The sequence below is a fragment of the Plantactinospora sp. CNZ321 genome (genome assembly GCF_004217235.1).
Genome location: NZ_SHKQ01000001.1, coordinates 6,963,534 through 6,987,902 on the forward strand (window position 1 = coordinate 6,963,534; position 24,369 = coordinate 6,987,902).

The window sequence follows — 24,369 nt, forward strand, 5'->3', positions numbered from 1 at the left end:
CCAACTCGTTGGGCCACCGGCACCACCGTGGCGTCGAGCCGGGGAAGCTGCCCCGGCTTTTCATCGGACAGAGCAGCCACCCCGCACCCGCCCCGAGCCAGGTCCGCCAACTCCCCTAGCAGCTCCATCGCGCCGTACCGGGCCAGCGGCGCGGGCGTGGTAGGCCGTTCCGGTAGTTCAGCGGCAACCCGGCCTCGGCGAGCAGGTGCCCAACCGGGGATGGCTCGGCATCGGCGGCATCTCGGGGAACCGTGCCCGGACCCGCGCTCCTGGATGTCCTTCTCGCGCAGCTCGGCACACCGGTCGCCGCCCGACGGCGGTACCAGACCGGCCTGGGTCAGCCGCAGCGTCCGCTCGGATCGAGGTCACGAGGGTGATCTCCAGCCGGGGCGAGGCCGTCGCCCGGGCCGAGGCCACCGCCGCTAACCGCTGTTGGTGAGCCGGTACGGCCGTCAACCGCTCTCGGCGAACGGTCTTGCCGGGGCCCTTCCCGGTCGGGAAGGGCCCCGGCGAGGGTCAGCGGCGGCGCCAGGTCAGCGAGAACCCGAAGACTCCGGCCACCGCCGCCAGCACCCCACCAACCGTGGTCCAGATCCACCGCGTGGAGAACGCCGGCACCCAGTCGAAGATGCCACCGTCGGCGTCAGCGTCGGCAGCGGCCGGGCTCGGCGACGCGCCGGATCCGTCGGTCGCGGCCAGCACCGCGCCGGGTCGGGCCGGCGGGGCCAGGGGTGCCCGCAGCTCGCCGTCGTCGGCGTTGGATCCACCGTCCGTGGTGCCGATCAGCAGGTCGACCTCGACCGGCAGCCCGAGGTCCGCCTCGGGCAGCTCGACAACGGACAGCTTGGCGTAGTACGTCCCGGGGAGCGGGTCTCCGGACCAGGGCTCGGCCCAGGACCGTACCCGGCGCAGTACGCAGCCGAGGCGTACCTCGGTGGCGTCCCGGGCGGCTGTCGGCGTCTGCGCGCCGGCCGTGCAGGCCTGCCTGCGTCGCAGCCCGTCGAACACCTCGATGCTCCACGTCGACGCACCGGACCGCTTGGCACCGGCCGGGAAGCGCAGGGTGGCGGCGATCTCCGTCACGTCGCCGGCCGCGCCCGGGAACGACCAGTAGAGGTAGTCGCCGGTCGAGGCGCCGAGGCGTACCGGCTGGCCGGCGGTAACCGGCACGGCGGTGAGGAACGACGTGCCGGCCCGATCCAGCGCGGCCGCCCCGGGTGACGGGGTGGGCGCGGCAAGCGCGGCGGCCGGGTACAGCACTCCGAACAGGATGGCCGGCACCGCGAGGGCCCGGCAGACCGGCCACGCCAGCCGGAAGGCGGCCACCGCGGCGGCGGCGGGTCGAATCCGGGTACGCATCAGTTCGTCCTCCAGGTCGCGATCCACCAACGGGTCAGCCAGCCCGCCAACACGCCGGTGAGCAGACCGGCTCCGCCCAGCACGAGCAGCAGCAGCCAGCCCCGGCCGAGTCCCGGCGCGGCCGGCGGCTCCGAGCCGGCCACCACGTCCACGACCAGCTCGAACGGGATGCCGGGCTGCCCGTCCTGCCGATCCACCGGTGCGAACGAGTTGCTCACCACCAGGCAGACCTCGGTGAGCCGGGACTCGTCGCCCCGTGCCGCGCCCCGGGACGGCTCCGCGTCGCCGTCCGACGACTCCGGTTCACCCGCCGACCAGCGCAGCCCGGTGGAGAGCACGTCGGTCCGCCCGCTGCCGGCGTCCGTACCCCGGACCAGTTCCCGCCCGTCGGCGGCGGTGGCCCGCAGCAGCACCCCGTAGTCGCGGTGGATCGGTCGGTCCGGCGCCACGCTGACCGCCGCCCGCAGCTCCTGCCCGTCGGCCACCGGCACCCGGTACCACCGGTGCTCGGCGGGCTTCTCCCGGTCGGTGTAGACACCGGGTCCGAGCAGCGGCGCACCGGCGCACTCCCGACCGCCGGCAACCGGCGCCGGGGCGGGCGTGTTGGCCTCGGCCCGCCGCACCAGTTGCCTGATCCGGTTGGTGAGCTGCTCGGGTGACTGGGCGGCGGCGTACGTCCCGCCGGTCGCTGCGGCGATGCAGAGCAACTGCCGGCGTACCTTTTCGTCGGGGGCGAGGCCGAGGGTGTCTACCACCAGTCTGGTCCCCTGGGCGGCCAACTCGCGGGCCACGTCACAGGGGTCCGGCGGGGCACAGGTGTCCTCACCATCGGTGATCAGCACGATCCGCCGGTTGCCGCCCTCGGTGCCGAGGTCCTGGGCGGCACCGCGCAGCGCGAGGCCGATCGGCGTGTGCCCGGTGGGCCGCAGCGTGGCGATCGCGTCCTTGGCGGCCGCCCGGTCCACCGGGCCCACGGGCACGAGCTGCTGGGTGTCCCGGCAGGCGATTGCCTTGTCCTTGCCCTTGTATGTCGCGCCGAGGACCCGGATGCCGAGCTGTGTGTCGTCCGGTAGTGCGTCGACCACCTCGTTGAACGCCTGCTGGGCGACCGAGATCCGGCTCCGGCCGCCGATGTCGGTGGCCCGCATCGAGCCGCTGACGTCGAGCACCAGCTCGACCCGGGACGGCTCGGCGGCGGGTTCGGTCTCGTCGGCGAGCGCCGGCACTGCCGCGAGTGGACAGAGCACAGTGGTCAGTCCGATAAGGACAGATAAGGAGCGTTGGATCACCAAGGTATCCTAGTGATCAACGATCGTCACTGACCGCCGCCCCGTGGTGCGGCGGGGGTCAGCCGGTCTCTACGATCATGCCGGCCGCGACGGTGCGGTTGGTGGCCTCGTCGATGACGATGAAGCCACCCGTCGTACGGTTGCGCCGGTACTCGTCGGCGAGCAGCGGCACGGTGGTCCGCAGCCGTACCCGGCCGATCTCGTTGAGCCGCAGTTCGGTCACGGACTCGTCCCGGTGCAGCGAGTTGACGTCCAGCCGGTAGTGCAGGTTCCGCACCACGGCCCGGGCCGACCGGGTGGTGTGCTTGACGGCGTACTTGCCGCCGACCCGCAGCGGCCTGGTCTCGTCCATCCAGCAGATCATCGCCTCGATGTCCTGGGCGACCGCCGGGGCGTTGTTCGGCCGGCAGATCAGGTCACCCCGGGAGATGTCGAGCTCGTCGGTGAGCCGGACGGTCACCGACATCGGCGGGAACGCCTGCTCGACCGGGCCGTCGGCGGTCTCGATCGCGGCGATCCGGCTGGTGAACCCGGAGGGCAGCACCATCACCTCGTCGCCCGGCTTGAGCACCCCGGAGGCGACCTGACCGGCGTAGCCCCGGTAGTCGGTGACGGTGGTCGACTGGGGACGGATCACGCACTGCACCGGGAACCGTACGTCGACCATGTTGCGGTCGCTGGCGATGTGCACGTGTTCGAGGTGGTGCAGTAGGGACGGGCCCTCGTACCAGGGCGTGTTCTCGGAGCGGGTGACGATGTTGTCGCCGTGCAGCGCCGAGATCGGGATGACCGACAGGTCCGGCACCTCCAGCTTCGCCGCGAACGCGGTGAACTCGTCCGCGATCCGCTCGAACACCTCCTGTGACCAGTCGACCAGGTCCATCTTGTTGACGCAGAGCACCAGGTGCGGCACCCGCAGCAGCGAGCAGAGGAACGCGTGCCGGCGGGACTGCTCGACCAGCCCCTTGCGGGCGTCGACCAGGATCAGCGCCAGGTCGGCCGTTGACGCCCCGGTCACCATGTTCCGGGTGTACTGGATGTGCCCGGGGGTGTCGGCGATGATGAACTTCCGCCGGGGGGTGGCGAAGTACCGGTACGCCACGTCGATGGTGATGCCCTGCTCGCGCTCGGCCCGCAGCCCGTCGGTGAGCAACGCCAGGTTGGTGTACTCGTCGCCCCGGGCCGCGCTGACCGCCTCGACCGCCTCGAGCTGGTCGGTGAAGAGCGACTTGGTGTCGTAGAGCAGCCGGCCGATCAGGGTGGACTTGCCGTCGTCGACGCTGCCGGCGGTGGCGAACCGGAGCAGGTCCATCGCACGGGTCTCGCTCGGCACCGCGGTCGCCGTCATCAGAAGTACCCCTCCCGCTTGCGGTCTTCCATCGCCGCCTCGCTGACCCGGTCGTCGCCCCGGGTGGCGCCGCGTTCGGTGATCCGGGTCGCGGCCACCTCCTCGATCACCAGCTCGACGGTGTCCGCCGCCGACCGGACGGCGGCGGTGCACGAGGCGTCGCCGACGGTGCGGTAGCGGACCCGCTCGACGAAGGGTGTCTCGCCGGCCCGGGGCGTGATGAACTCGTTGACCGCGTAGAGCATGCCGTCCCGCTCGACGACCTCCCGCTGGTGGGCGAAGTAGATCGACGGCAGTGAGATCTTCTCCTGGGCGATGTAGTGCCAGACGTCCAGCTCGGTCCAGTTGGAGAGCGGGAAGACCCGGATCGACTCCCCCTGATGGTGCCGGCCATTGTAGAGCGACCACAGCTCGGGGCGCTGGTTCTTCGGATCCCACTGGCCGAAGTCGTCGCGGAAGCTGAACACCCGCTCCTTGGCCCGCGCCTTCTCCTCGTCGCGCCGGGCGCCGCCGAAGAGCGCGTCGAAGCGGTACTTCTCCACCGCGTCGAGCAGCACCGGGGTCTGGATCCGGTTGCGTACCCCGTTGGCCGGCTCGTGCACCAGCCCGGACTCCAGCGCCTCCGGCACGCTGGCCACCACCAGTTGCAGCCCCATCTGGGCCACCCGCCGGTCGCGGTACTCCAGCACCTCGGGGAAGTTGTGCCCGGTGTCGACGTGCATCACCGGGAAGGGAATCCGGGCCGGCGCGAACGCCTTCTCGGCCAGCCGGAGCATCACGATCGAGTCCTTGCCACCGGAGAAGAGCATCACCGGCCGCTCCAGCTCGGCCACCACCTCGCGGATGACGAAGATGCTCTCGGCTTCCAGCGCGTCGAGGTGGGACACCCGGTAGGCCGCCGGCGAGGTCATGGCGTCACCTCGCCGTGCCCGCCGCGCCCACTCGTGCCAGCCCGCACACCTGCTGCTCGCATGGGATTCCAGACCCTTCCGATCGGTTGAGTCGCCAGGCCCCGCCTAGGGTACCCGGATGTGCCGCTGCAACGCTGCGAGCAGCCGAGGGGCGAGATCCTCGCGGCATACCACGAGATCCGGCAGGCGGGGATCGGCCTGGTTGTATTTCAGCGCGGATCCGTCGATTCGGGAAGCGAAAAGCCCGGTGGCCATCGCCACAGCGACCGGAGCCGCCGAGTCCCACTCGTACTGGCCGCCCGCGTGCACGTAGCCGTCGACTTCGCCGCTGATCACGGCGGCGATCTTCGCGCCGGCCGAACCCATCGGCACCAGCTCGGCGCCGAGTTCGGCGGCCAGGTCGGTGAGGAAGACCGGCGGCCGGCTCCGGCTCGCCGCCAGCCTGACCCGCCGGCCGATCCCGTCCGGACCGTTCGCTGCGGTACTCCCGGTCGCCGCCGCCGACACCGTCGACGGGTATGCCGGCGGCTGGTCGGTGCCGAGCACCCGGTGCTGGGCGGGCAGCCCGATCGCGCCGGCGACCAGCCCGTGCGCGGTGCCGGCCCGGCGGGCCCAGAGCGCCACGTGCACCGCCCAGTCGGCCCGGCCCTCCTCGGAGAACTCCCGGGTACCGTCCAACGGGTCGATGATCCAGACCCGGTCGGCGCTCAGCCGGGGCGCCATCTCCGGCTCGGCGTCGGCCGCCCAGGCCAGCCGGGCGCCCTCGTCCTCCTCCGACAGCACCGCGTCGGCGGGCCGCCACCGGGCCAGCTCGGTGCGGAGGAGTTCGTGCGAGACCTTGTCGCCGGCCGCCTTCAGCGCGCCCGGGTCGGAGAAGCCGACTTCGGTCCGGAGTTCCAGCAACGCCTGGCCGGCCCGACCGGCCAGCCACCGGGCGAACTCCCCGTCGATCACCGGCGGCGCCGCCATCAGCGCACCTCCCGGAAAGCCACGTCACCGGCCACCTGACAAGAGATCATCATTGTCTGCCTCCTCACCCGCCGCGAAAGACTACCGGTCGGGTGTGCGCGAGGAGCCGCGCCGGGCCCCGGCACACCGGCGCGGTCCGTCCGGCGCGGGCTCGGGCGCTTCAGTCCGGCGCGGGCTCGGGCGCTTCAGTCCGGCGCGGGCTCGGGCGCTTCAGTCCGGCACGGGCTCGGGCGCTTCAGTCCGGCACGGGCTCAGGTGCTGTGGTACGCGTTCTGCGCCCACTCCAGGCCACGGGTCACGGTCGCCTCCGCCGCGTCCGCCGCCCGGTCCACCAGGAACTCCAGCTCCTTGCGTTCGACGGAGGAGAAGTCGGAGAGTACGAAGTCGGCCGGGTCCTGCCGGCCCGGCGGCCGCCCGATCCCGAAGCGCACCCGCAGGTAGTCCTTCGTCCCCAGCGACTTGGACATCGACCGCAGCCCGTTGTGTCCGCCCTCGCCACCGCCCTGCTTCAACCGGATCTGCCCGTACGGGATGTCCAGCTCGTCGTGCACGGCGATCACCTGGTCGACCGGCACCTTGTAGAACTGGGCCAGCGCCGACACCGGGCCGCCGGAGAGGTTCATGTACGTCATCGGCTTCGCCAGCACCAGCTTCGGGCCGCCGAACCCGAGCCGCCCCTCGGCCACCTCGGCGACCGCTCGGCGGTGCCGCCCGAACCTGGCGCCGATCCGCTCGGCGATCAGGTCGGCCACCATGAAGCCGACGCTGTGCCGGTGCCGCGCGTACTCTCTGCCGGGGTTGCCGAGCCCGACCAGCAACCACGGACGAAGCTCCTCCGCCACGCCGCTCTTCCCCCAGTTCTGCTTCCCGCCCCGTGAGCGTCACTGTACGGAAACAGGCGCCCCCGAACGTCCGGGAGCGCCTGTCCGACAGCCTCTCGCTCAGGCCTCGGCGGCGGCCTGCGCGGGCGCGCCCTCGTTGCCGCCCTCGGCCTCGGCCGCCTCGGCACCCGGGCCCTCGGCTCCGGCCTCCTCCTGGGCCTCCTCGGTCGGCTCCTCGCCGGCCTCGGCCGCCATCTGCTCGGCGGTCGGCGACTGGGTGATGAGCGCGAGGATCTGCTCCGGGTCGACGGCCAGCTCCACACCCTGCGGCAGCGGTACGTCCGCCGCGGTCACCTGCGAACCGACATCGAGCCCCTCGATCGACACCTCGAAGCTGTCCGGCAGCCGGGTCGCGTCCGCGCTCACCGCCAGGGTGTTCTGCTCGTTCACGACCAGGGTGTCCCGGGCCGGCTCGCCGGTCAGGTGCACCGGCACGTCGACGGTGACCTTCTCGCCCCGCCGCACGAGCAGCATGTCGATGTGTTCGAGAGTGTCCTTGATCGGGTCCCGCTGGATGGCCTTCGGCAGCGCGAGCGCCTGGGTGCCGTCGCTGATCTCGATCGTGAACAACTGGTTGGCGCCGCCGCGCCGGATGGCGGCGGCGAACTCAAGCGCGGGTAGCGCAATGTGCTTGGGCTTTTCGCCGTGGCCGTACAGCACGGCGGGCACCTTGCCGGCCCGGCGGGTACGACGGGCACCACCCTTGCCGAACTCGGTGCGGGGCTCGGCGCTGATCTTTACCTCGGACACGGGAAGACTCCTGATACGGTCACTTCGGCGCTACGTCGGCTGGCGGTTTGCGGTGCCAGGGCGATGGGGCGCGCTGGGGGCTTTGCGTGTGGCCACTGCCCGGAGCACCGCGTCGATGACGGTGCGTCCGTGCGGCGCTTGCTTCAGCGGCCCGCAGGGCACCCTCGCCGTGGCAACCGCACCAGTCTACCCGAGGCCCGATGCGGGTTCGCGGCGGTCCCCGCTCAGCCGGCCCGGCATCGTTCGCGATCCGCCAATTCCACCTCTGGACCGACCGCTGCGGCAGGGTGCCGTCAGCTCAGTCCACCGAAGAGGGTGGTCACCGAGCCGTCGTCGAAGACCTCGCGGATCGCCCGGGCCAGCAGCGGCGCGATGGAGAGCACGGTGAGCTTGTCGAGCTGCTTCTCCGGCGGCAGCGGCAGGGTGTTGGTCACCACCACCTCGCTGATCCGGCCGTTCTTGAGCCGCTCCGTCGCCGGGTCGGAGAGCAGGGCGTGGGTCGACGCCACCACCACGTCGGCGGCCTTCGCCTCGTGCAGTATCTCGGCCGCCTTGCAGATGGTGCCACCCGTGTCGATCATGTCGTCGACGATCAGGCAGACCCGGTCCTCGACGTCCCCGACCACCCGGTTCGCCACCACCTGGTTCGGCTTCGAGGGATCCCGGGTCTTGTGGATGAACGCCAGCGGGCAGCCGCCGAGCCGGTCGGTCCAGCGCTCGGCCACCCGTACCCGGCCCGAGTCCGGGGCCACCACCGTCATCGGGCGGCCGGCGTACTTGCGCTGGACGTACTCGGCCAGGATGTCCATTGCGAAGAGGTGGTCGACCGGCCCGTCGAAGAACCCCTGGATCTGCGCGGTGTGCAGGTCCACCGTGAGTATCCGGTTGGCACCGGCCGTCTTGAGCAGGTCCGCCACCAGCCGGGCCGAGATCGGCTCCCGGCCGCGGTGCTTCTTGTCCTGCCGGGAGTACGGGTAGAACGGCAGCACGACGGTGATCCGCTTGGCCGAGCCGCGCTTCAGCGCGTCGACCATGATCAGGGTTTCCATGATCCACTTGTTCACGCCGTGCGTGATGGACTGCACCACGAAGGCGTCCGAGCCACGCACCGACTCCTTGAACCGTACGAAGATCTCACCGTTGGCGAACTGGTACGCGTCGGACGGTGTCGGCGCCACCCCGAGCACCTCACCGATCTCCGTTGCCAGCTCCGGGAAAGCCCGCCCGGAGAAGAGCATCAGACTCTTGCGATTTTCGGCGACGATGCTGCCCATCGGCTCGTCTGCTCCCGTTTGTCTGTGGGTCACCCGGCGTTGGGCCAGAGACTATTCGGTTGCAGTATCTCCCGAGGCCGGACGACCTTCATCCGCTACCGACCCCTCGTGGAGTGGCTCACCTTCGCTTGCGCCGGAGGGCCCCTGTCCGGCACGCTCCGCCGCCGCCGCCGACCTGGTGCCGGCCCGACGGCGCAGCACCCAGCCGTCGATGTTGCGCTGCTGGGCCCGGGTGACCGCGAGCGCTCCCGGCGGTACGTCGCTGGTCACCGCGCTGCCCGCCGCCACGTAGGCCCCGGCGCCCACCTCGACCGGCGCGACCAGGCTGGTGTCGCAGCCGACGAAGGCCGCCTCACCGACCACGGTGTGGTGCTTGGCGACCCCGTCGTAGTTGACGAAGAGCGTCCCGGCGCCGATGTTGGCCCGCGCCCCGATGGTGGCGTCGCCAACGTAGCTGAGGTGGGGCACCTTCGCCCCCTCGCCGATCTCCGACTTCTTCACCTCGACGAAGGTGCCCACCTTCGCCTTCTCCCGCAGCGTCGCCTCCGGCCGCAGGTACGCGTACGGCCCCACGCTCGCGCCCGGGCCGACCGCCGCGCCGACCGCGTGCGCGCGGACCACCGTCGCCCCGGCGCCGACGGTGGTGTCGATCAGCGTCGTGTCCGGGCCGACGGCGGCCTCGGGGCCGACCGTGGTGGCCCCGCAGAGCTGGGTGTTCTGGTCGACCACCGCGTCCCGGCCCAGCGTGACGGTGACGTCGATCCAGGTGGTCGCCGGGTCCAGCAGGGTCACCCCGGTACGCATCCAGCCCTCGTTGACCCGGTCCCGCAGCAGCCGGCGCAGCGCCGCCAGCTCGACCCGGTCGTTGCAGCCCAGCGTCTCGGTGGCGTCCGCCGCCACGTGCACCGCCACCGTCTCGCCGGTGGTGGCGAACTGGCCGAACACGTCGGTCAGGTACTCCTCGCCCTGGTCGTTGTCGGTGGAGAGCTTGCCCAGCGCGTCCCGCAGCAGCGCGGCGTCGAAGGCGTAGATCCCGGCATTGATCTCACGGATCGCCCGCTGGGCGGGGCTGGCGTCCCGCTCCTCGACGATCCGCTCCAGCCCGCCGTCGGCGCCCCGGACGATCCGGCCGAGGCCGGTCGGATCGGAAACCTCGGCGGCGAGTACGGTCGCCGCCGCCGAGGCGGCCTCGTGTGCGGCGACCAGCTCGGTGACGGTTTCCGGGCGCAGCAGCGGCACGTCTCCGTTGAGCACCACCACGGTGCCGCCCGCGTCCGGCGCGCTCTCCAGGGCGATCCGGACGGCGTGCCCGGTGCCGTGCTGCTCGGCCTGGAGCACCGGCTCGGCGTGCGGGGCGACCTCGCCCAGGTGCGCGGTGACCTGGTCGGCGCCGTGACCGACCACCACCAGCGTGCGGTCCGCCGACACCGGGGCGGCCGCCGCCAGGACGTGGCCGAGCAGGGTACGACCGAGGATCGGATGGAGCACCTTGGGTAGCGCCGACTTCATCCGCTTGCCCTCACCGGCGGCGAGGACGACGACGGTGCGGAGGCGGGGCTGGGACACGAGAATGCTCCCGTCAGAACGGCCGGCAGTGTGCGGCCCCATGCTAACCAGGCACCAGCGGCGATGGGTGAAGCTCCCGGGAGAGGATTCGAACCCCTACAATCAGGACCAAAACCTGACGTCCTGCCATTAGACGACCCGGGACTGCATTAAAGGGACATAGTTCCCTCAGTTGGAGAGCATCTACACCCTACCGCCCCTCCCTCGGATCCTCATCCGTCATCCCACGCATGATCCCCTCGATCTTCCAGTACAGCCGGCGGGCGGCGGGAACCTCCACAACCAGGCAGCCGCGGTAGGCGTCGCCGGTGTTCTGCCGGTTGGTTTGGAACCGCAGGACCGACCGCCGCACCCCGAGCGCCTCGACGAAGCGGATGACGTCGCCTTGACCGTCTGCGCCCGGGCGGCGTCCCGCGCTTCCCGGTGCGCCCCCCAGAGCGCGTCGGTCATCCGGCGGGAGCGCGCGTCGACGGTCGGCCTCGACCTCCGGGTCCCGGTCGAGCGGCAGGTGCCGGACCCACCGGTACGCGGTCGACTTCGCCACCCCCAGCTCGGCGGCGATCTCCGGCACCGACCGGCCCGCCGCGCGCAGCTCGACGGCGCGGGCCCGCAGCCCGTCCTTGGCGTTGGGCCGTTTCGTCCACTCCGGCGGGGGAACATCCCGCAGCAACGCCGACAACCGGTCCTTGCCGATGCCGAGCCGTCGCCGGATCTCCCGCGCGGACAGCATCTCGACGGTACGCAGCCGGCGTGCCTCATCGGCGAGCGGATCGACCATGACCTGGAGATTAGGACTCGTGTACGACAAGAACCGTCGATGGTTGCCAGCGGATTCTCAGTCCGCGTCCATGACAGACTACGGGACCGTAGGTTACGGTGACGTAGGCGTAAGTTACCGATCGTCCCCCTACGCTCAGCGAGGTGCCATGTCCTCCGTTCTGCTCGAACCACCAACGGCCACCGGCGTCAAGAAGGGCCCCAAGCCACTCACCGACGGCGTCCAGTCCAGAGGCATCCTCATCGCCCTCTGGTCCTTCGTCACCATTCCCTTCCTCGCCCTGCTCGCCGCCGTACCGGTGGCCTGGGGTGGGTGGCTGAGCTGGACCGACATCGCCATCGCCGGGGTGTGGTACGTGGTGGCGGGACTCGGCATCACGGTGGGCTTCCACCGGTACTTCACGCACGGTTCGTTCAAGGCCAAGCGCTGGCTGCGGGTCGCCCTGGCCGTCGCGGGTTCGTTCGCCGTCCAGGGGAACATCACCCAGTGGGTGGCCGACCACCGCCGGCACCACGCCTTCTCCGACGTCGAGGGTGACCCGCACTCACCCTGGCGGTTCGGGGCCAGTGTGTGGGGCCTGACCAAAGGGCTGTTCCACGCGCACGTCGGCTGGCTGTTCAAGCGGGAACTCTCCAACCGGGAGCGGTTCGCCCCCGACCTGCTCGCCGACAAGGACATCCACCGGGTCGACCGGCTCTTCCCGCTGCTGGTGAGCCTCTCCCTGCTCACCCCGGCGCTGCTGGGTGGCCTGGTCACCTGGTCCTGGCAGGGCGCGTTGACCGCGTTCTTCTGGGCCGGCCTGGTCCGGGTCTCCCTGCTGCACCACATCACCTGGTCGATCAACTCGGTCTGCCACGTCTACGGCGAGCGGCCCTTCGAGGTGCGCGAGGGCGACCGGGCGACGAACTTCTGGCCGCTGGCCATCCTCTCCTTCGGTGAGAGTTGGCACAACCTGCACCACGCCGACCCGACCTGTGCCCGGCACGGCGTACTGCGTGGTCAGCTCGACATCACGGCCCGGGCGATCTGGCTCTTCGAGAAGGTCGGCGCCGCGTACGACGTACGGTGGCCGAAGCCGGAGCGGGTCGCCGCGAAGCTGGTCAAATCAACACCCTCGCCGTGACCCCGCGGCGCGTCCGGGCATCCGATCACGAGCGTCTGCCTGGCAGGATGGCCGGGTGACCGAGCGCAGCCAGGGCGCCACCGGGGACGGCGCGAGTCGACGCGGCACCACGGGACGGCAGCGGGACGACGATGTGGAAGACGTTCCGCGTACCGGCCGCGGGGTCGGCCGCCGGCAGGCCCCGGCGCCGCCCGCCAAGCCCGGTTCCCGGGTACGGATGTCCGCGGCGCAGCGCCGCGAGCAGCTCATCTCCATCGGCCGGCAGGCATTTGCCGAGCGCGGGTTCGACGCCACCTCGATAGAGGAGGTGGCCGCCCGGGCCAAGGTCTCCAAGCCGGTGGTCTACGAGCACTTCGGCGGCAAGGAGGGCCTCTACGCGGTCGTCGTCGACCGGGAGGTACGCGCCCTGCTGGACCGGGTCACCACGGCACTGACCGCCGGGCACCCCCGGGAGCTGCTGGAGCAGGCGGCGCTGGCCCTGCTCGACTACATCGAGGAGGAGACCGACGGCTTCCGGGTGCTGGTCCGGGAATCGCCGGTGCTCTCCGCGACCGGCAACTTCAGCAGCGTGATGAACGACGTGGCGCACCAGGTGGAGCACATCCTGGGCGCCGAGTTCAAGAGCCGGGGCTACGACCCGAAGCTCGCCGAACTCTACTCGCAGTCCCTGGTCGGCATGGTGGCGCTGAGCGGCCGCTGGTGGCTGGAGGTACGCAAGCCGCGCAAGGAGACGGTGGCGGCGCACCTGGTGAACCTGGCCTGGAACGGCCTGTCCCACCTGGAGGCCAAGCCGACCCTGCTCACCCGCCGGGCCCGCTGAGTCGCCGGCCGCTGGTCTCAGCGGCCGGTGCGGGCGCTCGAACTGCTGCGCGTCTCGCGTTCCTTCTCGGCGAGTTCCGGCGGGCCGACCTTGTCGTACAGACCTGTGGCGAGCAGGACCAGGCCGAACAGCATCGACACGACGACCGTCGACATCGAGAAGTTGAGGATGTTCGCCTCGGTCTGCAACACGGTCATCATGACGATCGCGACCACCAGGAAGACCACCCCGATGGCCAGGTTCATCAGGTGCCCGAAATTGCCCGGGAGCACCGCGCCGGCCAGCACCACCAGCCCGAAGACCACCGACACCGTCGCGAACGCCAGGTTGGTCCGCAGCCCCAGCACCCAGTGGCTGCTCCGGCTGAAGAAGTCGTCCCCGGCGGTCTCGAAGAGTCCGAAGATGCCGAAGACCACGATGTAGAGGCCGATCAGCCCGGCGAGTACCCGGTAGATCGGCCGGGCCGGATGGTTGATTGGAATGTGCGCCATTCCCCCTCCTCGCAACCGGTGGACGGCTTTCTACCGGATTGTCACCCGGGCCGGAGGAGATCGCGCGGCGAACGCCGGATTGCACCGGCCGGACGTACGCCGACGTCCGACCGGTGCGAGGGTGGTTCAGGACACGAGGGTGGATCAGAGCACGAGGCGGGCGTCCTGCCAGGCCTTGGCCTCCTCCTCGGAGCCGACCTTGCCGTACATGCTGCACATCAGCAGGACCACGCCGAGGATCATCGTCACGATGGTGGTGGTGACGGTGAAGTTGAGATAGTTGGCGTCGGTACGCAGCACCGCCAGTTCGGCGAGGCCGAGCGCCATCAGGCCGTATCCGAGGAACTTGTCGACCACGGTGTCGACGTTCCGGCCGACCAGGGTGGCGACCAGTACGACGAGGCCGAGCACGATCGAGATCACCGAGTGGCCGAGGTTGGTCCCCTGGCCGAGCACCAGGGTGTCGTCCTGGGCGAAGAACTCGCCGCCGCCGGCCTGGACGAAGCCGAGGACGCCGAAGGTCACCAGGTAGAGGCCGGCCAGCCCGCCGATCGCCCGGTAGATCGGCCGCGCGGGATGGTTGACGGGGTTGTGGGCCATGATCAACAGTCTCCAACGCCGTTGCCAGTGAGGGTCGGAGCGAGATTCTTCCGCATCGCCTCCGGGTGACCCCGCACACCCCCATCGAGCATGTCGGCGGTCACGTGCGGCGCGGTGGATTCGCGGCCGTCGTCCGGGCCCGGCCGTCGATCCGGCGGTGCTCAGCCCTCGGGTACCTGCTCGGCCAGGGTCAGCCAGGCCTCCTCGGTTTGCTCCCGTTCGGCCCGTACCGCCCGAAGCTGGTCGTCCAGTTCGGCGATCCGGGCGTAGTCGGTGGCGTGCTCGGCCATCTGGCCGTGCAGCGCCGTCTCCCGCTGCTCCAGCTTGCCGATCTGCCGCTCCAGCCGGCTCAGCTCCTTGCGGGCCGCCCGCAGCTCCCCGCCGGAGAACGCCCCCTCGGGCCGTTCGACCGGCACCGCACCGTTGCTCCGCCCGTCCGGCGGCGGCCCGCCGGGCGTGGCGGCGCGGGCCAGGTACTCGTCGACGCCGCCGGGCAGGTGCACCAGCCGGCCGTCACCGAACATCCCGTACACCACGTCGGTGACCCGTTCGACCAGGTAGCGGTCGTGACTGGCCACCACCAGGGTGCCGGGCCAGGAGTCGAGCAGATCCTCCAGCGCGGCCAGGGTGTCGGTGTCCAGGTCGTTGGTCGGCTCGTCGAAGAGCAGCACGTTGGGCTCGGCGGCGAGCAGCCGGAGCAGTTGCAGCCTCCGCCGCTCACCGCCGGAGAGGTCGGCGACCGGGGTCCAGAGCCGCCGGTCGTCGAAGCCGAAGATCTCGGCGAGCTGGGACGCGTTGACCTCCCGGTCCCCCAGGACGACCCGGCGGGCCACCTCCTCGACCGCCTCCAGCACCCGCAGCTGGCCCGGCAGCTCGGCCAGCTCCTGCGACAGGAACGCCGAGCGGACGGTGGAGCCGGTCCGCAACTGCCCGGCGTCCGGGCCGCGCACCCCGGCCAGCAGCCGGAGCAGGGTGGTCTTGCCGGCCCCGTTCGCGCCGACGATCGCGATCCGGTCGCCGGGGCCGACCTGCCAGGTCAGCCTGTCGAGGATCAGCTTCTCCCCGGCGTACAGGGTGACGTCGGTGAGGTCGTACACCTGCTTGCCGAGCCGGGCGGTGGCCATCCGTTGCAGCGACACGGTGTCCCGCGGCGGCGGTACGTCCGCGATCAGGGCGTTCGCCGCCTCGATCCGGAAGCGCGGCTTGGAGGTCCGGGCCGGCGGGCCCCGCCGCAGCCACGCGATCTCCTTGCGCAGCAGGTTCTGCCGGCGTGCCTCGGTGGCCGCGGCCACCCGTTCCCGTTCGGCCCGGGCCAGCGTCCAGGCGGCGAAGCCGCCCTCGTAGGCGCGTACCGTGCGGTCGGCGACCTCCCAGGTGGCGGTGCAGACGGCGTCCAGGAACCACCGGTCGTGGGTGACCACCACCAGCGCGCCGCGCCTGCCGACCAGGTGTCGGGCCAGCCAGTCCACCCCGGCCACGTCGAGGTGGTTGGTCGGCTCGTCCAGCACCAGCAGGTCGACGGTGCGGACCAGCAGGGCGGCCAGGGCCACCCGCCGCCGTTCGCCGCCGGACATCGGCCCGACCGGCTGGTCCAGCCCGAGGTACGGCATGCCGAGCCCGTCCAGGATCGCGCGCACGCCCGCGTCCCCGGCCCACTCGTGCTCGGCGCCGAACCCCTCGGCGAGCCAGGCGGTGCCGAGCACCACGTCCCGGACCCGGGCCTCGGGGTCGAGCACCAGGGTCTGCGGCAGCGCGGCCACCCGCAGGTCGCGGCGGTGCGTCACCCGGCCGCTGTCCGGCTCCTCGGCCTTGGTCAGCAGGCGCAGCAGGGTGGACTTGCCGGTGCCGTTGAGCCCGACGACGCCGATCCGGTCCGAGTCGGAAAGGCCCAGGGAGACGTCGGTGAGGAGCTGCCCAGCCGCGCCGTACCCCTTGGAGACCCGGTCCAGATTGACGATGTTGGCCATGTACCCAGACGGTAGTCGCCCCGGTCAGCTCACCCGGGCGCCGGGGACCGGCCCGTACGCCATCCGGACCGTCCGGCACAGCCCGGAGGCGGTCAGCTCGGCGGCGACCCGCTCGGCGTGACCGCCGTCGGTGGCCAGGAAGACACAGGTCGGGCCGGATCCGGAGACGATGCCGGCGAGCGCACCGGCCGCCTCGCCGGCCTTCAGCGTCTCCGTGAGCGCCGGGCGCAGCGAGAGCGCGGCGGCCTGGAGATCGTTGCCGAGCGCCCGGCCGAGCCGGGCCGGATCCCGGCCGCGCAGTGCGGCGAGCAGCGCGTCGGCGTTGCGCAGCGGCGGCGGGGCGGCGTGTTCGGCGCGCAGCCGGTCGAGTTCGCGGTAGGCGGCCGGGGTGGAGAGGCCGACCTCGGCGATCGCCACCACCCAGTGCCAGGTGACCGGCCGGGCCAGGATCGGGCTGATCGTCTCGCCGTGTCCGGTGCCGAGCGCGGTGCCGCCGTACACCAGGAAGGGGACGTCGGAGCCGAGCCCGGCGCCGATCCCGGCCAGCTCGTCCCGGCTCAGGTCGGTGCCCCAGAGCGCGTCGCAGGCGACCAGCGTGGCGGCGGCGTCGGCGCTGCCACCGGCCAGGCCGCCGGCGAGCGGGATCTGCTTACGCAGGTGCAGCCGGGCGTGCGCCGGCACCCTGGCGTACGCGGCCAGCGCCCTGGCGGCCCGGATCACCAGGTTGGACTCGTCCAGGGCCAGCTCACCGGCGCCCTCGCCCTCCATGGTCAGGGTGAGGGTGTCCCCCCGGCGGGCGGTCAGCTCGTCGTGGATCGAGATCGCCTGGTAGACGGTGTTCAGCTCGTGGTAGCCGTCCGGGCGCAGCGGCCCGACCCCGAGATGGAGGTTGACCTTCGCCGGCACCCGGACCTTGACCGGGCCGGACATCCTCCGGCGCGGACGCTCGTCCTCCTCGTCCGGCCGCCACGCCTCGGTCATGCAGCGATGTCCCTGACCCTGGGCCGGGCGGGCCGCTGCCGGAGCGGGTCGGGTGACCACGGCCGCCGGGCCGCCGGGATGCCGGGCTCGGCCGTCACGTCGACCATCTCCTGCCACACACGCCGTCAGCCTACTCGGCTGCCGGGGCGGCCACGGGGGCCGACGCGGCGATCGCGGCGAACTGCCCGACGGTCAGCGACTCACCCCGGGCACCGGGATCGACCCCCGCCGCGACCAGCGCCGCGGCCGCCCGGTCCGGGCCGCCGGCCCAGCCGGCCAGCGCCGCCCGCAGGGTCTTGCGGCGCTGCGCGAACGCCGCGTCGACCACCGCGAAGACCCGCTGCCGGGGTACGTCGGTCCGGGGCGGTTCACGCCGGGTGAAGGCGACCAGCCCGGAGTCGACGTTCGGCACCGGCCAGAAGACGTTCGGCGGCACCCGACCGGCGCTGCGCGCGTCGGCGTACCAGGCGAGTTTGACCGACGGGACGCCGTACGTCCGGGAGCCGGGGCCGGCGACCAGCCGGTCGGCCACCTCCTTCTGCACCATCACCAGTCCGCGCCGCAGGCCCGGCACTTCGGCGAGCAGGTGCAGCACCACCGGCACGGCGACGTTGTAGGGCAGATTCGCCACCAGCGCGGTCGGGGCCGGCTCACCGAGGTCGCCGGCGGTGATCCGCAGCGCGTCGGCGGGGTGCACGGTCAACCGGGCCGCACCGGCCGGGCCGGCGCGCCGCTGCACGGTCGCCGGCAGCGCTCCGGCCAGCACCGGGTCGAGTTCGACCGCGTGCACGTGCCCGGCCACCGGCAGCAGGCCGAGGGTGAGCGAGCCCAGCCCCGGCCCGACCTCCAGGGCCACGTCCGCCGAGGTCAGCCCGGCGGCGCTGACGATCCGGCGCACCGTGTTCGGGTCGTGCACGAAGTTCTGGCCGAGCTTCTTGGTCGGCTGCACGCCCAGCCGGGCGGCGAGTTCCCGGATCTCCACCGGTCCGAGCAGGTCTGCGGCCACGCTGTGACAGGGTACGGGTCAGCGGGGCGGGCCGGGCGGCGCACCGGTGCGCGCCGGACGCCGGATCACCGAGTCTGCTGCCGCCCGGTCACCGAGCCTGCTGACGCCCTGTCACCGAGCCTGCTGCGGCGGCGACTCGTGCAGCGGCGATGTGCAGTGCCGCATCCGGTAACTGAAGTACCCGTCCCAGGGTGGCGTCACCGTGCTCTGGCCCGGCTCGGTGGCGAAGTACACGTCGACGCCCGAGTGGTCGAGCGGGGCCCGGTAGGCGAGCCCACCGTATGCGTCGCGGACCAGCCCGGAGTTGTGGTTCCACCGGTATCCGGTCTGGGCGCCGGTGATCTGCCCGATGACGGTCCAGGTGCCGCCGCCCGCCCAGATGCTGGCTCCGGCGATCCAGTCGATCTCGACCGACTCCTGGACCTCGTTGCCGCCGAGTGCCCCGGTGTCCCGGGAGATGACGAACGAGTCCCGGCTGAAGTCGTAGGCCCACGAGGCGTTGTGCAGGAAACGCCCCGAGTTCGGCAGGAACGGCTCGGGGGTGAGCCCGGCGGTCGTGACGAACGACCTGGTGCCGAGAACCGGCGCGTCGGCGTTGCTGATGTCGAGCGTACGCACGGCGGTGCCCCGGTCCGTGCCGTCGCAACCGGGCTCGGGGCGGTCCAGCGCGGCACAGTCCAGCCCGCTGTAGAAGAGCAGCAGGTATCCCTGCCCGTTCACGCTGGTGACGCTCGGCTGACCCACGCCGTATCCGGCCGGGTTGTAGTCCGGTTCGGTGATGTCGATGACGGGGTTCGCGACGATGGTCCACGGACCGAGCGGCGAGGTGGCCAGCGCGAGGCCGACGACGTTGAACCGGCCGTCGGCGCCGCCGTCATCGTTGTCCGCCCCGGTGAAGAACATCGCCCAGGTGTAGGTCCGCCGCCCGCCGTCCGCCGTCGGGTACGTGAACCTGCCCTTGACGACCTCCGGGTCGCAGATGTGGTACGCCGCCCAGCGCGGTGTGGCCGGATGGTACCCGGGATTTCCCGGCTCCAGGCGGGGCCGGAGCGCCACCTGGGTGCGGCCCCAACTGTACGAGCCGTTCGACTGCCGGGTGCCGACGTTGAACAGGACGTGGTCGTGGGTGGCCTGTAGTCCGTTGCCCGCCTTGCGGTCGTACTCGACCTGGTTGGCGCAGTAGTAGATGATCCGCTGGGTGCTCGAGGTCTGGACGATCGAGGGCGCGTACTGGTAGTAGCCGGCGGTCTGATAGCCGGCCTGTCCGGGGTACACCCCGTTGGGGAGCGGCACGCCCGACGAGGAGACGGTGGGCGTCCAGGCGTGCGCCGGCTGGGCGAGCGCCGCGACCGTGAGCAGGCCGACGACGACGGCGGCGGAAAGCCTCCGAGTACGCATGCCCGGATGATCTCGGGCCCGCCGCACAGATCCCGCACACTCGCAGCCTCGGCGGACGGTTCGTGGAGCGCGAGCGTACCTTCCTGCTCGGCGAGCCGATCGTCGAGCAGCGCCGCTACTACGACCGGTTTGCCACGCACAACTTCGCATTCGCCGTCAACCAGCCGAATTACGACATCAAGTCGTTGCTCCCGGGGATCTCCTGTCCGACCCTGGTCACCGTGGGTCGACATGACTGGATCACGCCGGTGGAATGCAGCGAAACCACCGTCGAGCTGATCCCGGACGCGAAACTGGTGGTCTTCGAGCACTCCGGGCATCCCCCGCAGCTGGAGGAGGCGGAGCGCTTCCAGCAGGTCGTCCGCGACTTCCTGGCCGGCGTACCGGCGCACCGGGCATGACGCCCGGCGAGACCTACGACCTCGACCCGACCGACCGGCGCATCGTCGCCGCGCTCCAGGTCAACGGCCGGGCGAGCTGGACGGAGATCGCCCAGCTCACCGGTACCTCGGTCACCACCGTGGCGCGCCGGGCGCAGCAACTCTTCGCCGACGGGCTGGTCAAGGTCGCCGCCGCGCCGCAGCCCGGCGGCGGGCTGGCCGATCTGCTCATCGTGCGGATCCGCTGCGCGGCGGGAAGCCAGCTCGCCGCCGCGCAGGCGCTGGCCGCGATGCCGGAGATCCGGTTCGTCGCACTGGTGACCGGGGTCTACGATCTGGTCGCCGAGGTACTGGTGCCCAAGGGGGCCAGCCTGCACAGCGTGCTGCTCAACGGGTTGCAGAAGGTCCCCGGGGTGCAGGGCAGCGTCGCGGACCTGAACCTGCACACCTACAAGTCGACCCACGAGTGGTCCCGGCACCTGCTCGGCACCGGGCCCCAGCTCGTCGCCCCGCCGCCGGTGCACGACTGCCCCCCGGCGCACCTCGACGAACTGGACGAGCGGATCATCGCGGCGCTCCGCGAGGACGGCCGGAACAGCTTCCAGGCCGTGGCCGGCGGGCTGGGAGTCAGCGAGAGCACCGTCCGGCGGCGGTTCGAGTCGCGGTACAACGCGGGCTGCGTACAGGTGATCACGCTGGTCCCGGCGACGGCGCTCGGCTTCGAGGCGGAGATCTTCTTCTGGCTCTCGGTGGCGCCGTCCCGGCTCGACGGGGTGGCCCGGGAACTGGCCGCGCTGCGCGGCGTCCGCTACGTCGCCGCGACGCTCGGCCAGGAGTCGCTGATGTGCGAGGTGATCCTGCCGACCCACGCCGACGTCTTCGAGTTCACCACCAGGACTCTCGGTGGGATAGACGGTATCCGGGCGTGGACGGCCGGGGTGCAGCTGCTCACCGTGAAGCGGGGCTTCGTGATCACCCCCTGGGCGGCCCGGCGACTCGCCGCCGAGGGCCTGGGCGGCGGGGTACCGACCCAGCCGACCGGCGGTACGCCGACCGGCAACAACGGCCGCACCGCCCGCGGTCGGCGTACCTCGGCCTGACCGGGGCGCGCCGGCGGCTGCCGGACGGCCGGCCTCCGTGCCGCCGCCTGTCGAGCTGGGTGCACACACGGGACGCGGCGCTGGACGGGGCGCCACCGGTGGAGTCTCCGGTGGCCGGCTCGGTCGGCGACCGGGCCGTCACCAGGGACCGAAAACCCGGTTCCCGGTGGCGGAGAGCGCCGCGCAGAGTTCGCCGAGGTCGGCGCCGGTCGTCTCGGCCAGCGACCGGACGGTCAGCGGAATCAGGTACGACGCGTTCGGCCGCCCCCGGTGCGGCATCGGGGTCAGGTACGGGGCGTCGGTCTCCACCAGGATCTGGTCCAGCGGGGTGACCCGGGCCGCCTCGCGCAGTGCGCCGGCGTTGCCGAAGGTGACCGTGCCGGCGAAACTGAGCAGGTAGCCGCGCCGGACACACTCGGTGGCGAAGTCGGCGTCGCCGGAGAAGCAGTGCAGCACCACCGTCTCCGGGGCACCCTCCGAGTCGAGGATCCGCAGCACGTCGGCGTGCGCGTCCCGGTCGTGGATCACCAGCGGCTTGGCGTACCGCTTGGCGATCGCGATGTGCGCCCGGAAGCTCGCCTCCTGGGCCGCCCGACCCTCGTCCCCGGTCCGGAAGAAGTCCATCCCGGTCTCGCCGATCCCGCGTACCCGTTCCTCGGCGGCGAGTGCCTCGATCTCCCGCAGCGCCTCGTCCAGGTCGGCGAGCCGGGGCGCCTCGTTCGGGTGCAGCGCCACCGTGGCGACCACGGCCGGCTGCCGCGCCGCCACCTCGGCACCCCACCGGGACGAGCTCACGTCGACACCGACCTGCACCAGCCGGTCCACCCCGACCTCTGTGGCCAGCTCGACCGCTGCCGCCACCGGATCGGCCGACCGGCCGTGCCAGGGCGGCGGGTCCGCCTCGGCGAGGGTGATGTCCAGGTGGGTGTGGCTGTCGAGCACCGGCACCGGCAGCGGCTCGGGTACCGGTGGATACTCCCCCGCCCGGCGGGCGGCCCGCTGATGGCGGCTCTCGGTCGGCTGCTGACTCATCGCCGCCAGCATCACATATCGGTCCCGTGCTCTGGCCCGGGCGTACCGGATGGGCCCGGATAGCGGGGCGGTAGGCGTCGGCCGAACCGGCGGGGACGGGGGAACTCGCCCGGGGTGCCGCGTACGAGTTGTTCAGCACCGGAGCGGCGCCCGGCTTCGAGCGGGACCGCCGCCCCGACGCCCGCTACCGCTATCACCGGTATGCCCACGCCAGCGAGGTCGGGGAAGGAGGGCGGCTGGCTGCGGGTACGGCTCTGCCGGCCCGACCCGGACAACGTCGCCGCACTCGGCGCAGTGCTACGAGCGCGGGGTCTACGAGGCGTGGGCGCCGGCGGTCGAGGTCGCCGACGACCAGCTCCTCGACGTGCCGTACCGCGTTTGAGACGCGTCAGCGCAGGCGCGCGAAGGTGAGGTCGAAGTCCTTTCGCCAGGTCTTGCCGGCGTCCTCGGACGCCTCCCAACGGCCGTGGATCCGATCCGGCTCGACCTCGGCGGTGAAGCGCTGGTGGAAGTCGGGGTCCTCGCGGAGCATCGTCCAGTACCCGCCGTCGAAGGTCATGGCGAACTGCCGGCAGACGCCGCGGTCGTCCTGGTAGAGCGCGACGAACCGGTCGTTCGGGTCGCTGCGCCCGAGGACGAGGCTCATTTCGGAATGCGCGTGCCCGCCTCCGCCGAACTCCGACCGCAGGACCAGTAGCGACTCTCCGAGCCACTCGACGGTGGTGGTGCCCGGCACCGTGGCGCCCGGCGGTTCGAGAAACCAGGCGTCCGACAGCGTCGCCGTCCACTCGCCGACGAGCCCGCCGAGCTTCGCCATTTCGGTGTTGCGCATCGTTTCCTCCGGTCGGTCTGGCGGTACGCGAGCTTCGTCCCGCCACGATCCTACGACTCCGCAACCCGTGAGAGCAGGATCGCGCGCGCCCACTGGAAGAGATGGAACAGCCGCCCGCGCCATCGGCGGCACTCGGAGTACTCGCGATTCGCGGGTGCCCGTAGCGATTGGGCATTACTAATATCACTGTCGATGATCGGAGCCGAATTACACCTCGCTTATCGGCGCGATGCCCTTGCTACCCGCACCTGGGCCGCCAACTCCCCTACCCGCGCCGAAACGGCATTTCGGTCTGCAATTCCACCGCATTTCACTATCGGCGAAAGGCAACGGCAATGGACCAGAACCGGACGACCGTGCCCCGGCGACAACTCGGCCGCGCTTCTGCGTCAGCTCCGCGACGAGGGCGGCATAACGATCAGGACGGCCGGAGCGGCGGCGGAGTGTTCGACGGTGAAGATCTGGCGGATCGGGGCTCGCCCTGTCGGAGACAGAATCGAACGACGTGATCAGATCGTTCGCAGGGGAGAGACGATGATCGACCGACGAGTCGAGCTGACCGGTGCCGCCTGGCGCAAGAGCAGCCGCAGCGGGGCGGAGGGCAACTGCGTCGAGGTCGCCGACAACCTGCCCGACCTGGTCGCCGTACGCGACAGCAAGGACCCGTACGGCCCGGTCCTCACCTTTCCGCCCTCCCCGTGGCGCCGATTCGTCCACTCCGTACGCGCCGCCGCCCACCGGTAGCCGGTGTACCGGCCGGTGACCTGGACAACAGATGCGTTACCGATGCCGCGTAGCGCCTCTGTTGTCCAGGTGACGGTCGTCGCTCGGGCGGCAGGCGGGGCAGCACGCCGGGAGCACGTGCGGGACAGCACGCCGGGAGCACAGGCGGGGCAGCTCGACAGTCTCGCGTGGAGCAGTATCGCCGTCGGCCGAAAAGTGCCGTTGTGAGGTCGGCGGCGCGTGCTACCGGGCTGGGGGTAGGGCTTCGGGTGGGCGACGAAGAAGCTCCAGAGCGTCTCGGTGGCGGACAGGGCCGAGGAGGGCGGGTCGAGGTCGAGCAGGCCGGGGCCGCCGCCGTACGGCACCGTCGGGTCGGCGCTGCCGTGGATGTGGATCAGCGATATCGGCGCCGGGGACGGGCACTCGCCCAGCCTGGTGGCGGCGACCGGGCCGATCGCGGCAAAGGTGCTGCTCTCGCAGCCAGCCGGTACGCCAGCATCCCGCCGTTGGAGATGCCTGTGGCGTAGACCCGGTTCGGGTCGACCGGCAGTTCGGCGGCGACGGCCCGGACCAGCCCCTCGACGAATGCCACGTCGTCGACCCCGGCCCGGACCGCAGGGCCGCAGCGGCCGTCGCTTACCGCCCAGGTCGGCCTGGTCCCGTCCGGATAGGCGACGAGGAAGCCCTCCCGGTCGGCGACGGCGTTCCAGCCGTGCGCTTCCTCGGCCTGTGTGGCGGTGCCGAGCGCGCCCTCGCCGACCCTGCGTCCTTCCGTGACAACCGTTGCATAG

22 protein-coding genes, 1 tRNA gene and 3 pseudogenes are annotated in these 24,369 nt (G+C 71.8%); 5 read left to right on the plus strand and 21 right to left on the minus strand.

Annotation, left to right across the window (positions count from 1 at the left end):
• Positions 1-516 precede the first annotated feature (516 nt).
• From EV371_RS30240 to EV371_RS34795, 11 genes are all read right to left on the minus strand, one after another.
• Positions 517-1,359, minus strand: a complete 843-nt coding sequence (locus EV371_RS30240) for a peptidase (protein ID WP_486484849.1) — start codon at positions 1,357-1,359, stop codon at positions 517-519.
• Positions 1,359-2,648 (minus strand): VWA domain-containing protein, encoded by a 1,290-nt coding sequence (locus EV371_RS30245; RefSeq protein ID WP_165436873.1) that lies wholly within the window; start codon positions 2,646-2,648, stop codon positions 1,359-1,361. Before EV371_RS30245 ends, EV371_RS30240 begins: the two co-directional genes overlap by 1 nt.
• Positions 2,649-2,706: 58 nt before the next feature.
• A complete protein-coding gene (locus tag EV371_RS30250; RefSeq protein ID WP_130465049.1) occupies positions 2,707-3,996 on the minus strand; it encodes a GTP-binding protein in 1,290 nt (429 codons plus the stop codon).
• Complete coding sequence (cysD, locus tag EV371_RS30255; RefSeq protein WP_130465050.1) at positions 3,996-4,907, minus strand: sulfate adenylyltransferase subunit CysD; 912 nt, start codon at positions 4,905-4,907, stop codon at positions 3,996-3,998. The genes EV371_RS30250 and cysD overlap by 1 nt, the downstream gene beginning before the upstream one ends.
• A 105-nt stretch (positions 4,908-5,012) precedes the next feature.
• Entirely contained in the window at positions 5,013-5,876 is an 864-nt protein-coding gene (locus EV371_RS30260) for an inositol monophosphatase family protein (protein ID WP_130465051.1), read from the minus strand.
• A 251-nt stretch (positions 5,877-6,127) separates the two neighbouring features.
• Positions 6,128-6,718, minus strand: coding sequence for an aminoacyl-tRNA hydrolase (pth, locus tag EV371_RS30265; protein WP_130465052.1), 591 nt, complete (start codon positions 6,716-6,718; stop codon positions 6,128-6,130).
• A 99-nt stretch (positions 6,719-6,817) separates the two neighbouring features.
• A complete protein-coding gene (locus tag EV371_RS30270; RefSeq protein WP_130465053.1) occupies positions 6,818-7,507 on the minus strand; it encodes a 50S ribosomal protein L25/general stress protein Ctc in 690 nt (229 codons plus the stop codon).
• Positions 7,508-7,800: 293 nt separating this feature from the next.
• Entirely contained in the window at positions 7,801-8,781 is a 981-nt protein-coding gene (locus EV371_RS30275; protein WP_130465054.1) for a ribose-phosphate diphosphokinase, read from the minus strand.
• A gap of 51 nt (positions 8,782-8,832) precedes the next feature.
• Positions 8,833-10,347 carry a bifunctional UDP-N-acetylglucosamine diphosphorylase/glucosamine-1-phosphate N-acetyltransferase GlmU gene (gene glmU / locus EV371_RS30280; RefSeq protein ID WP_486484850.1) on the minus strand — a complete coding sequence of 505 codons (1,515 nt, stop codon included), beginning with the start codon at positions 10,345-10,347 and terminating at the stop codon, positions 8,833-8,835.
• 73 nt (positions 10,348-10,420) lie between these two features.
• A tRNA-Gln gene (locus tag EV371_RS30285) sits at positions 10,421-10,491 on the minus strand.
• A gap of 46 nt (positions 10,492-10,537) precedes the next feature.
• Entirely contained in the window at positions 10,538-11,125 is a 588-nt protein-coding gene (locus EV371_RS34795; protein ID WP_486484851.1) for a helix-turn-helix domain-containing protein, read from the minus strand.
• A 148-nt stretch (positions 11,126-11,273) separates the two neighbouring features.
• On the opposite strand from EV371_RS34795, the gene EV371_RS30295 reads away from it, so the two are divergent.
• Entirely contained in the window at positions 11,274-12,248 is a 975-nt protein-coding gene (locus EV371_RS30295; RefSeq protein WP_130465056.1) for a fatty acid desaturase, read from the plus strand.
• A 217-nt stretch (positions 12,249-12,465) separates the two neighbouring features.
• Positions 12,466-13,068 (plus strand): TetR family transcriptional regulator, encoded by a 603-nt coding sequence (locus tag EV371_RS30300; protein WP_349338056.1) that lies wholly within the window; start codon positions 12,466-12,468, stop codon positions 13,066-13,068.
• A 17-nt stretch (positions 13,069-13,085) separates the two neighbouring features.
• Here the strand turns inward: EV371_RS30300 and EV371_RS30305 are convergent, their stop codons facing one another.
• The 7 genes and pseudogenes from EV371_RS30305 to EV371_RS30330 form a co-directional block, all read right to left on the minus strand.
• The gene (locus EV371_RS30305) at positions 13,086-13,559 is read right to left on the minus strand and encodes a DUF4383 domain-containing protein (RefSeq protein ID WP_130465057.1); all 474 of its coding nucleotides are present in this window, start codon (positions 13,557-13,559) and stop codon (positions 13,086-13,088) included.
• Positions 13,560-13,703: 144 nt separating this feature from the next.
• On the minus strand, positions 13,704-14,159 hold the full coding sequence (locus EV371_RS30310) for a DUF4383 domain-containing protein (RefSeq protein WP_130465058.1): 456 nt from the start codon (positions 14,157-14,159) through the stop codon (positions 13,704-13,706).
• Between the two features lie 161 nt (positions 14,160-14,320).
• Positions 14,321-14,530 (minus strand): annotated as a pseudogene (locus EV371_RS34800) (ABC transporter C-terminal domain-containing protein); the annotation flags it as partial.
• An 86-nt stretch (positions 14,531-14,616) separates the two neighbouring features.
• A pseudogene (locus EV371_RS30315) lies at positions 14,617-16,126 on the minus strand (ABC-F family ATP-binding cassette domain-containing protein); the annotation flags it as partial.
• 24 nt (positions 16,127-16,150) lie between these two features.
• Positions 16,151-17,107, minus strand: coding sequence for a 4-(cytidine 5'-diphospho)-2-C-methyl-D-erythritol kinase (locus EV371_RS30320; RefSeq protein WP_130465060.1), 957 nt, complete (start codon positions 17,105-17,107; stop codon positions 16,151-16,153).
• Positions 17,108-17,237: 130 nt separating this feature from the next.
• The gene (gene rsmA / locus EV371_RS30325; RefSeq protein WP_130465061.1) at positions 17,238-18,113 is read right to left on the minus strand and encodes a 16S rRNA (adenine(1518)-N(6)/adenine(1519)-N(6))-dimethyltransferase RsmA; all 876 of its coding nucleotides are present in this window, start codon (positions 18,111-18,113) and stop codon (positions 17,238-17,240) included.
• A gap of 111 nt (positions 18,114-18,224) precedes the next feature.
• Positions 18,225-19,511, minus strand: coding sequence for a glycoside hydrolase family protein (locus EV371_RS30330; RefSeq protein ID WP_130465062.1), 1,287 nt, complete (start codon positions 19,509-19,511; stop codon positions 18,225-18,227).
• 62 nt (positions 19,512-19,573) lie between these two features.
• Here EV371_RS30330 and EV371_RS30335 point away from each other — a divergent pair, with 62 nt between their 5' ends.
• Positions 19,574-19,912 (plus strand): alpha/beta fold hydrolase, encoded by a 339-nt coding sequence (locus EV371_RS30335; protein ID WP_486484852.1) that lies wholly within the window; start codon positions 19,574-19,576, stop codon positions 19,910-19,912.
• Complete coding sequence (locus EV371_RS30340) at positions 19,909-20,991, plus strand: Lrp/AsnC family transcriptional regulator (RefSeq protein WP_130465064.1); 1,083 nt, start codon at positions 19,909-19,911, stop codon at positions 20,989-20,991. The genes EV371_RS30335 and EV371_RS30340 overlap by 4 nt, the downstream gene beginning before the upstream one ends.
• 138 nt (positions 20,992-21,129) lie before the next feature.
• Here the strand turns inward: EV371_RS30340 and EV371_RS30345 are convergent, their stop codons facing one another.
• Together EV371_RS30345 and EV371_RS30350 are read right to left on the minus strand one after the other, a co-directional pair.
• On the minus strand, positions 21,130-22,035 hold the full coding sequence (locus EV371_RS30345) for a TatD family hydrolase (RefSeq protein ID WP_130465065.1): 906 nt from the start codon (positions 22,033-22,035) through the stop codon (positions 21,130-21,132).
• Positions 22,036-22,411: 376 nt separating this feature from the next.
• Entirely contained in the window at positions 22,412-22,855 is a 444-nt protein-coding gene (locus EV371_RS30350) for a hypothetical protein (protein WP_130465066.1), read from the minus strand.
• Between the two features lie 534 nt (positions 22,856-23,389).
• Between EV371_RS30350 and EV371_RS30355 the strand changes: the two genes are divergently transcribed.
• Complete coding sequence (locus tag EV371_RS30355; protein WP_130465067.1) at positions 23,390-23,599, plus strand: DUF397 domain-containing protein; 210 nt, start codon at positions 23,390-23,392, stop codon at positions 23,597-23,599.
• A 373-nt stretch (positions 23,600-23,972) separates the two neighbouring features.
• Here the strand turns inward: EV371_RS30355 and EV371_RS33615 are convergent.
• A pseudogene (locus tag EV371_RS33615) lies at positions 23,973-24,302 on the minus strand (PHB depolymerase family esterase); the annotation flags it as partial.
• Positions 24,303-24,369: the final 67 nt, after the last annotated feature.

Bases quoted from the DNA above. Each gene is read 5' to 3' on its own strand.
- EV371_RS30355 (WP_130465067.1), top strand. From the start codon at position 23,390: ATGATCGACCGACGAGTCGAGCTGACCGGTGCCGCCTGGCGCAAGAGC.
- EV371_RS30320 (WP_130465060.1), bottom strand. From the start codon at position 17,107: ATGACCGAGGCGTGGCGGCCGGACGAGGAGGACGAGCGTCCGCGCCGG.
- EV371_RS30305 (WP_130465057.1), bottom strand. From the start codon at position 13,559: ATGGCGCACATTCCAATCAACCATCCGGCCCGGCCGATCTACCGGGTA.
- EV371_RS30340 (WP_130465064.1), top strand. From the start codon at position 19,909: ATGACGCCCGGCGAGACCTACGACCTCGACCCGACCGACCGGCGCATC.
- EV371_RS30350 (WP_130465066.1), bottom strand. From the start codon at position 22,855: ATGCGCAACACCGAAATGGCGAAGCTCGGCGGGCTCGTCGGCGAGTGG.
- EV371_RS30295 (WP_130465056.1), top strand. From the start codon at position 11,274: ATGTCCTCCGTTCTGCTCGAACCACCAACGGCCACCGGCGTCAAGAAG.
- EV371_RS30330 (WP_130465062.1), bottom strand. From the start codon at position 19,511: ATGCGTACTCGGAGGCTTTCCGCCGCCGTCGTCGTCGGCCTGCTCACG.
- EV371_RS30275 (WP_130465054.1), bottom strand. From the start codon at position 8,781: ATGGGCAGCATCGTCGCCGAAAATCGCAAGAGTCTGATGCTCTTCTCC.
- EV371_RS30260 (WP_130465051.1), bottom strand. From the start codon at position 5,876: ATGGCGGCGCCGCCGGTGATCGACGGGGAGTTCGCCCGGTGGCTGGCC.
- EV371_RS34795 (WP_486484851.1), bottom strand. From the start codon at position 11,125: ATGGTCGATCCGCTCGCCGATGAGGCACGCCGGCTGCGTACCGTCGAG.
- cysD (WP_130465050.1), bottom strand. From the start codon at position 4,907: ATGACCTCGCCGGCGGCCTACCGGGTGTCCCACCTCGACGCGCTGGAA.
- EV371_RS30310 (WP_130465058.1), bottom strand. From the start codon at position 14,159: ATGGCCCACAACCCCGTCAACCATCCCGCGCGGCCGATCTACCGGGCG.
- EV371_RS30250 (WP_130465049.1), bottom strand. From the start codon at position 3,996: ATGACGGCGACCGCGGTGCCGAGCGAGACCCGTGCGATGGACCTGCTC.
- EV371_RS30300 (WP_349338056.1), top strand. From the start codon at position 12,466: ATGTCCGCGGCGCAGCGCCGCGAGCAGCTCATCTCCATCGGCCGGCAG.
- EV371_RS30345 (WP_130465065.1), bottom strand. From the start codon at position 22,035: ATGCTGGCGGCGATGAGTCAGCAGCCGACCGAGAGCCGCCATCAGCGG.
- EV371_RS30240 (WP_486484849.1), bottom strand. From the start codon at position 1,359: ATGCGTACCCGGATTCGACCCGCCGCCGCCGCGGTGGCCGCCTTCCGG.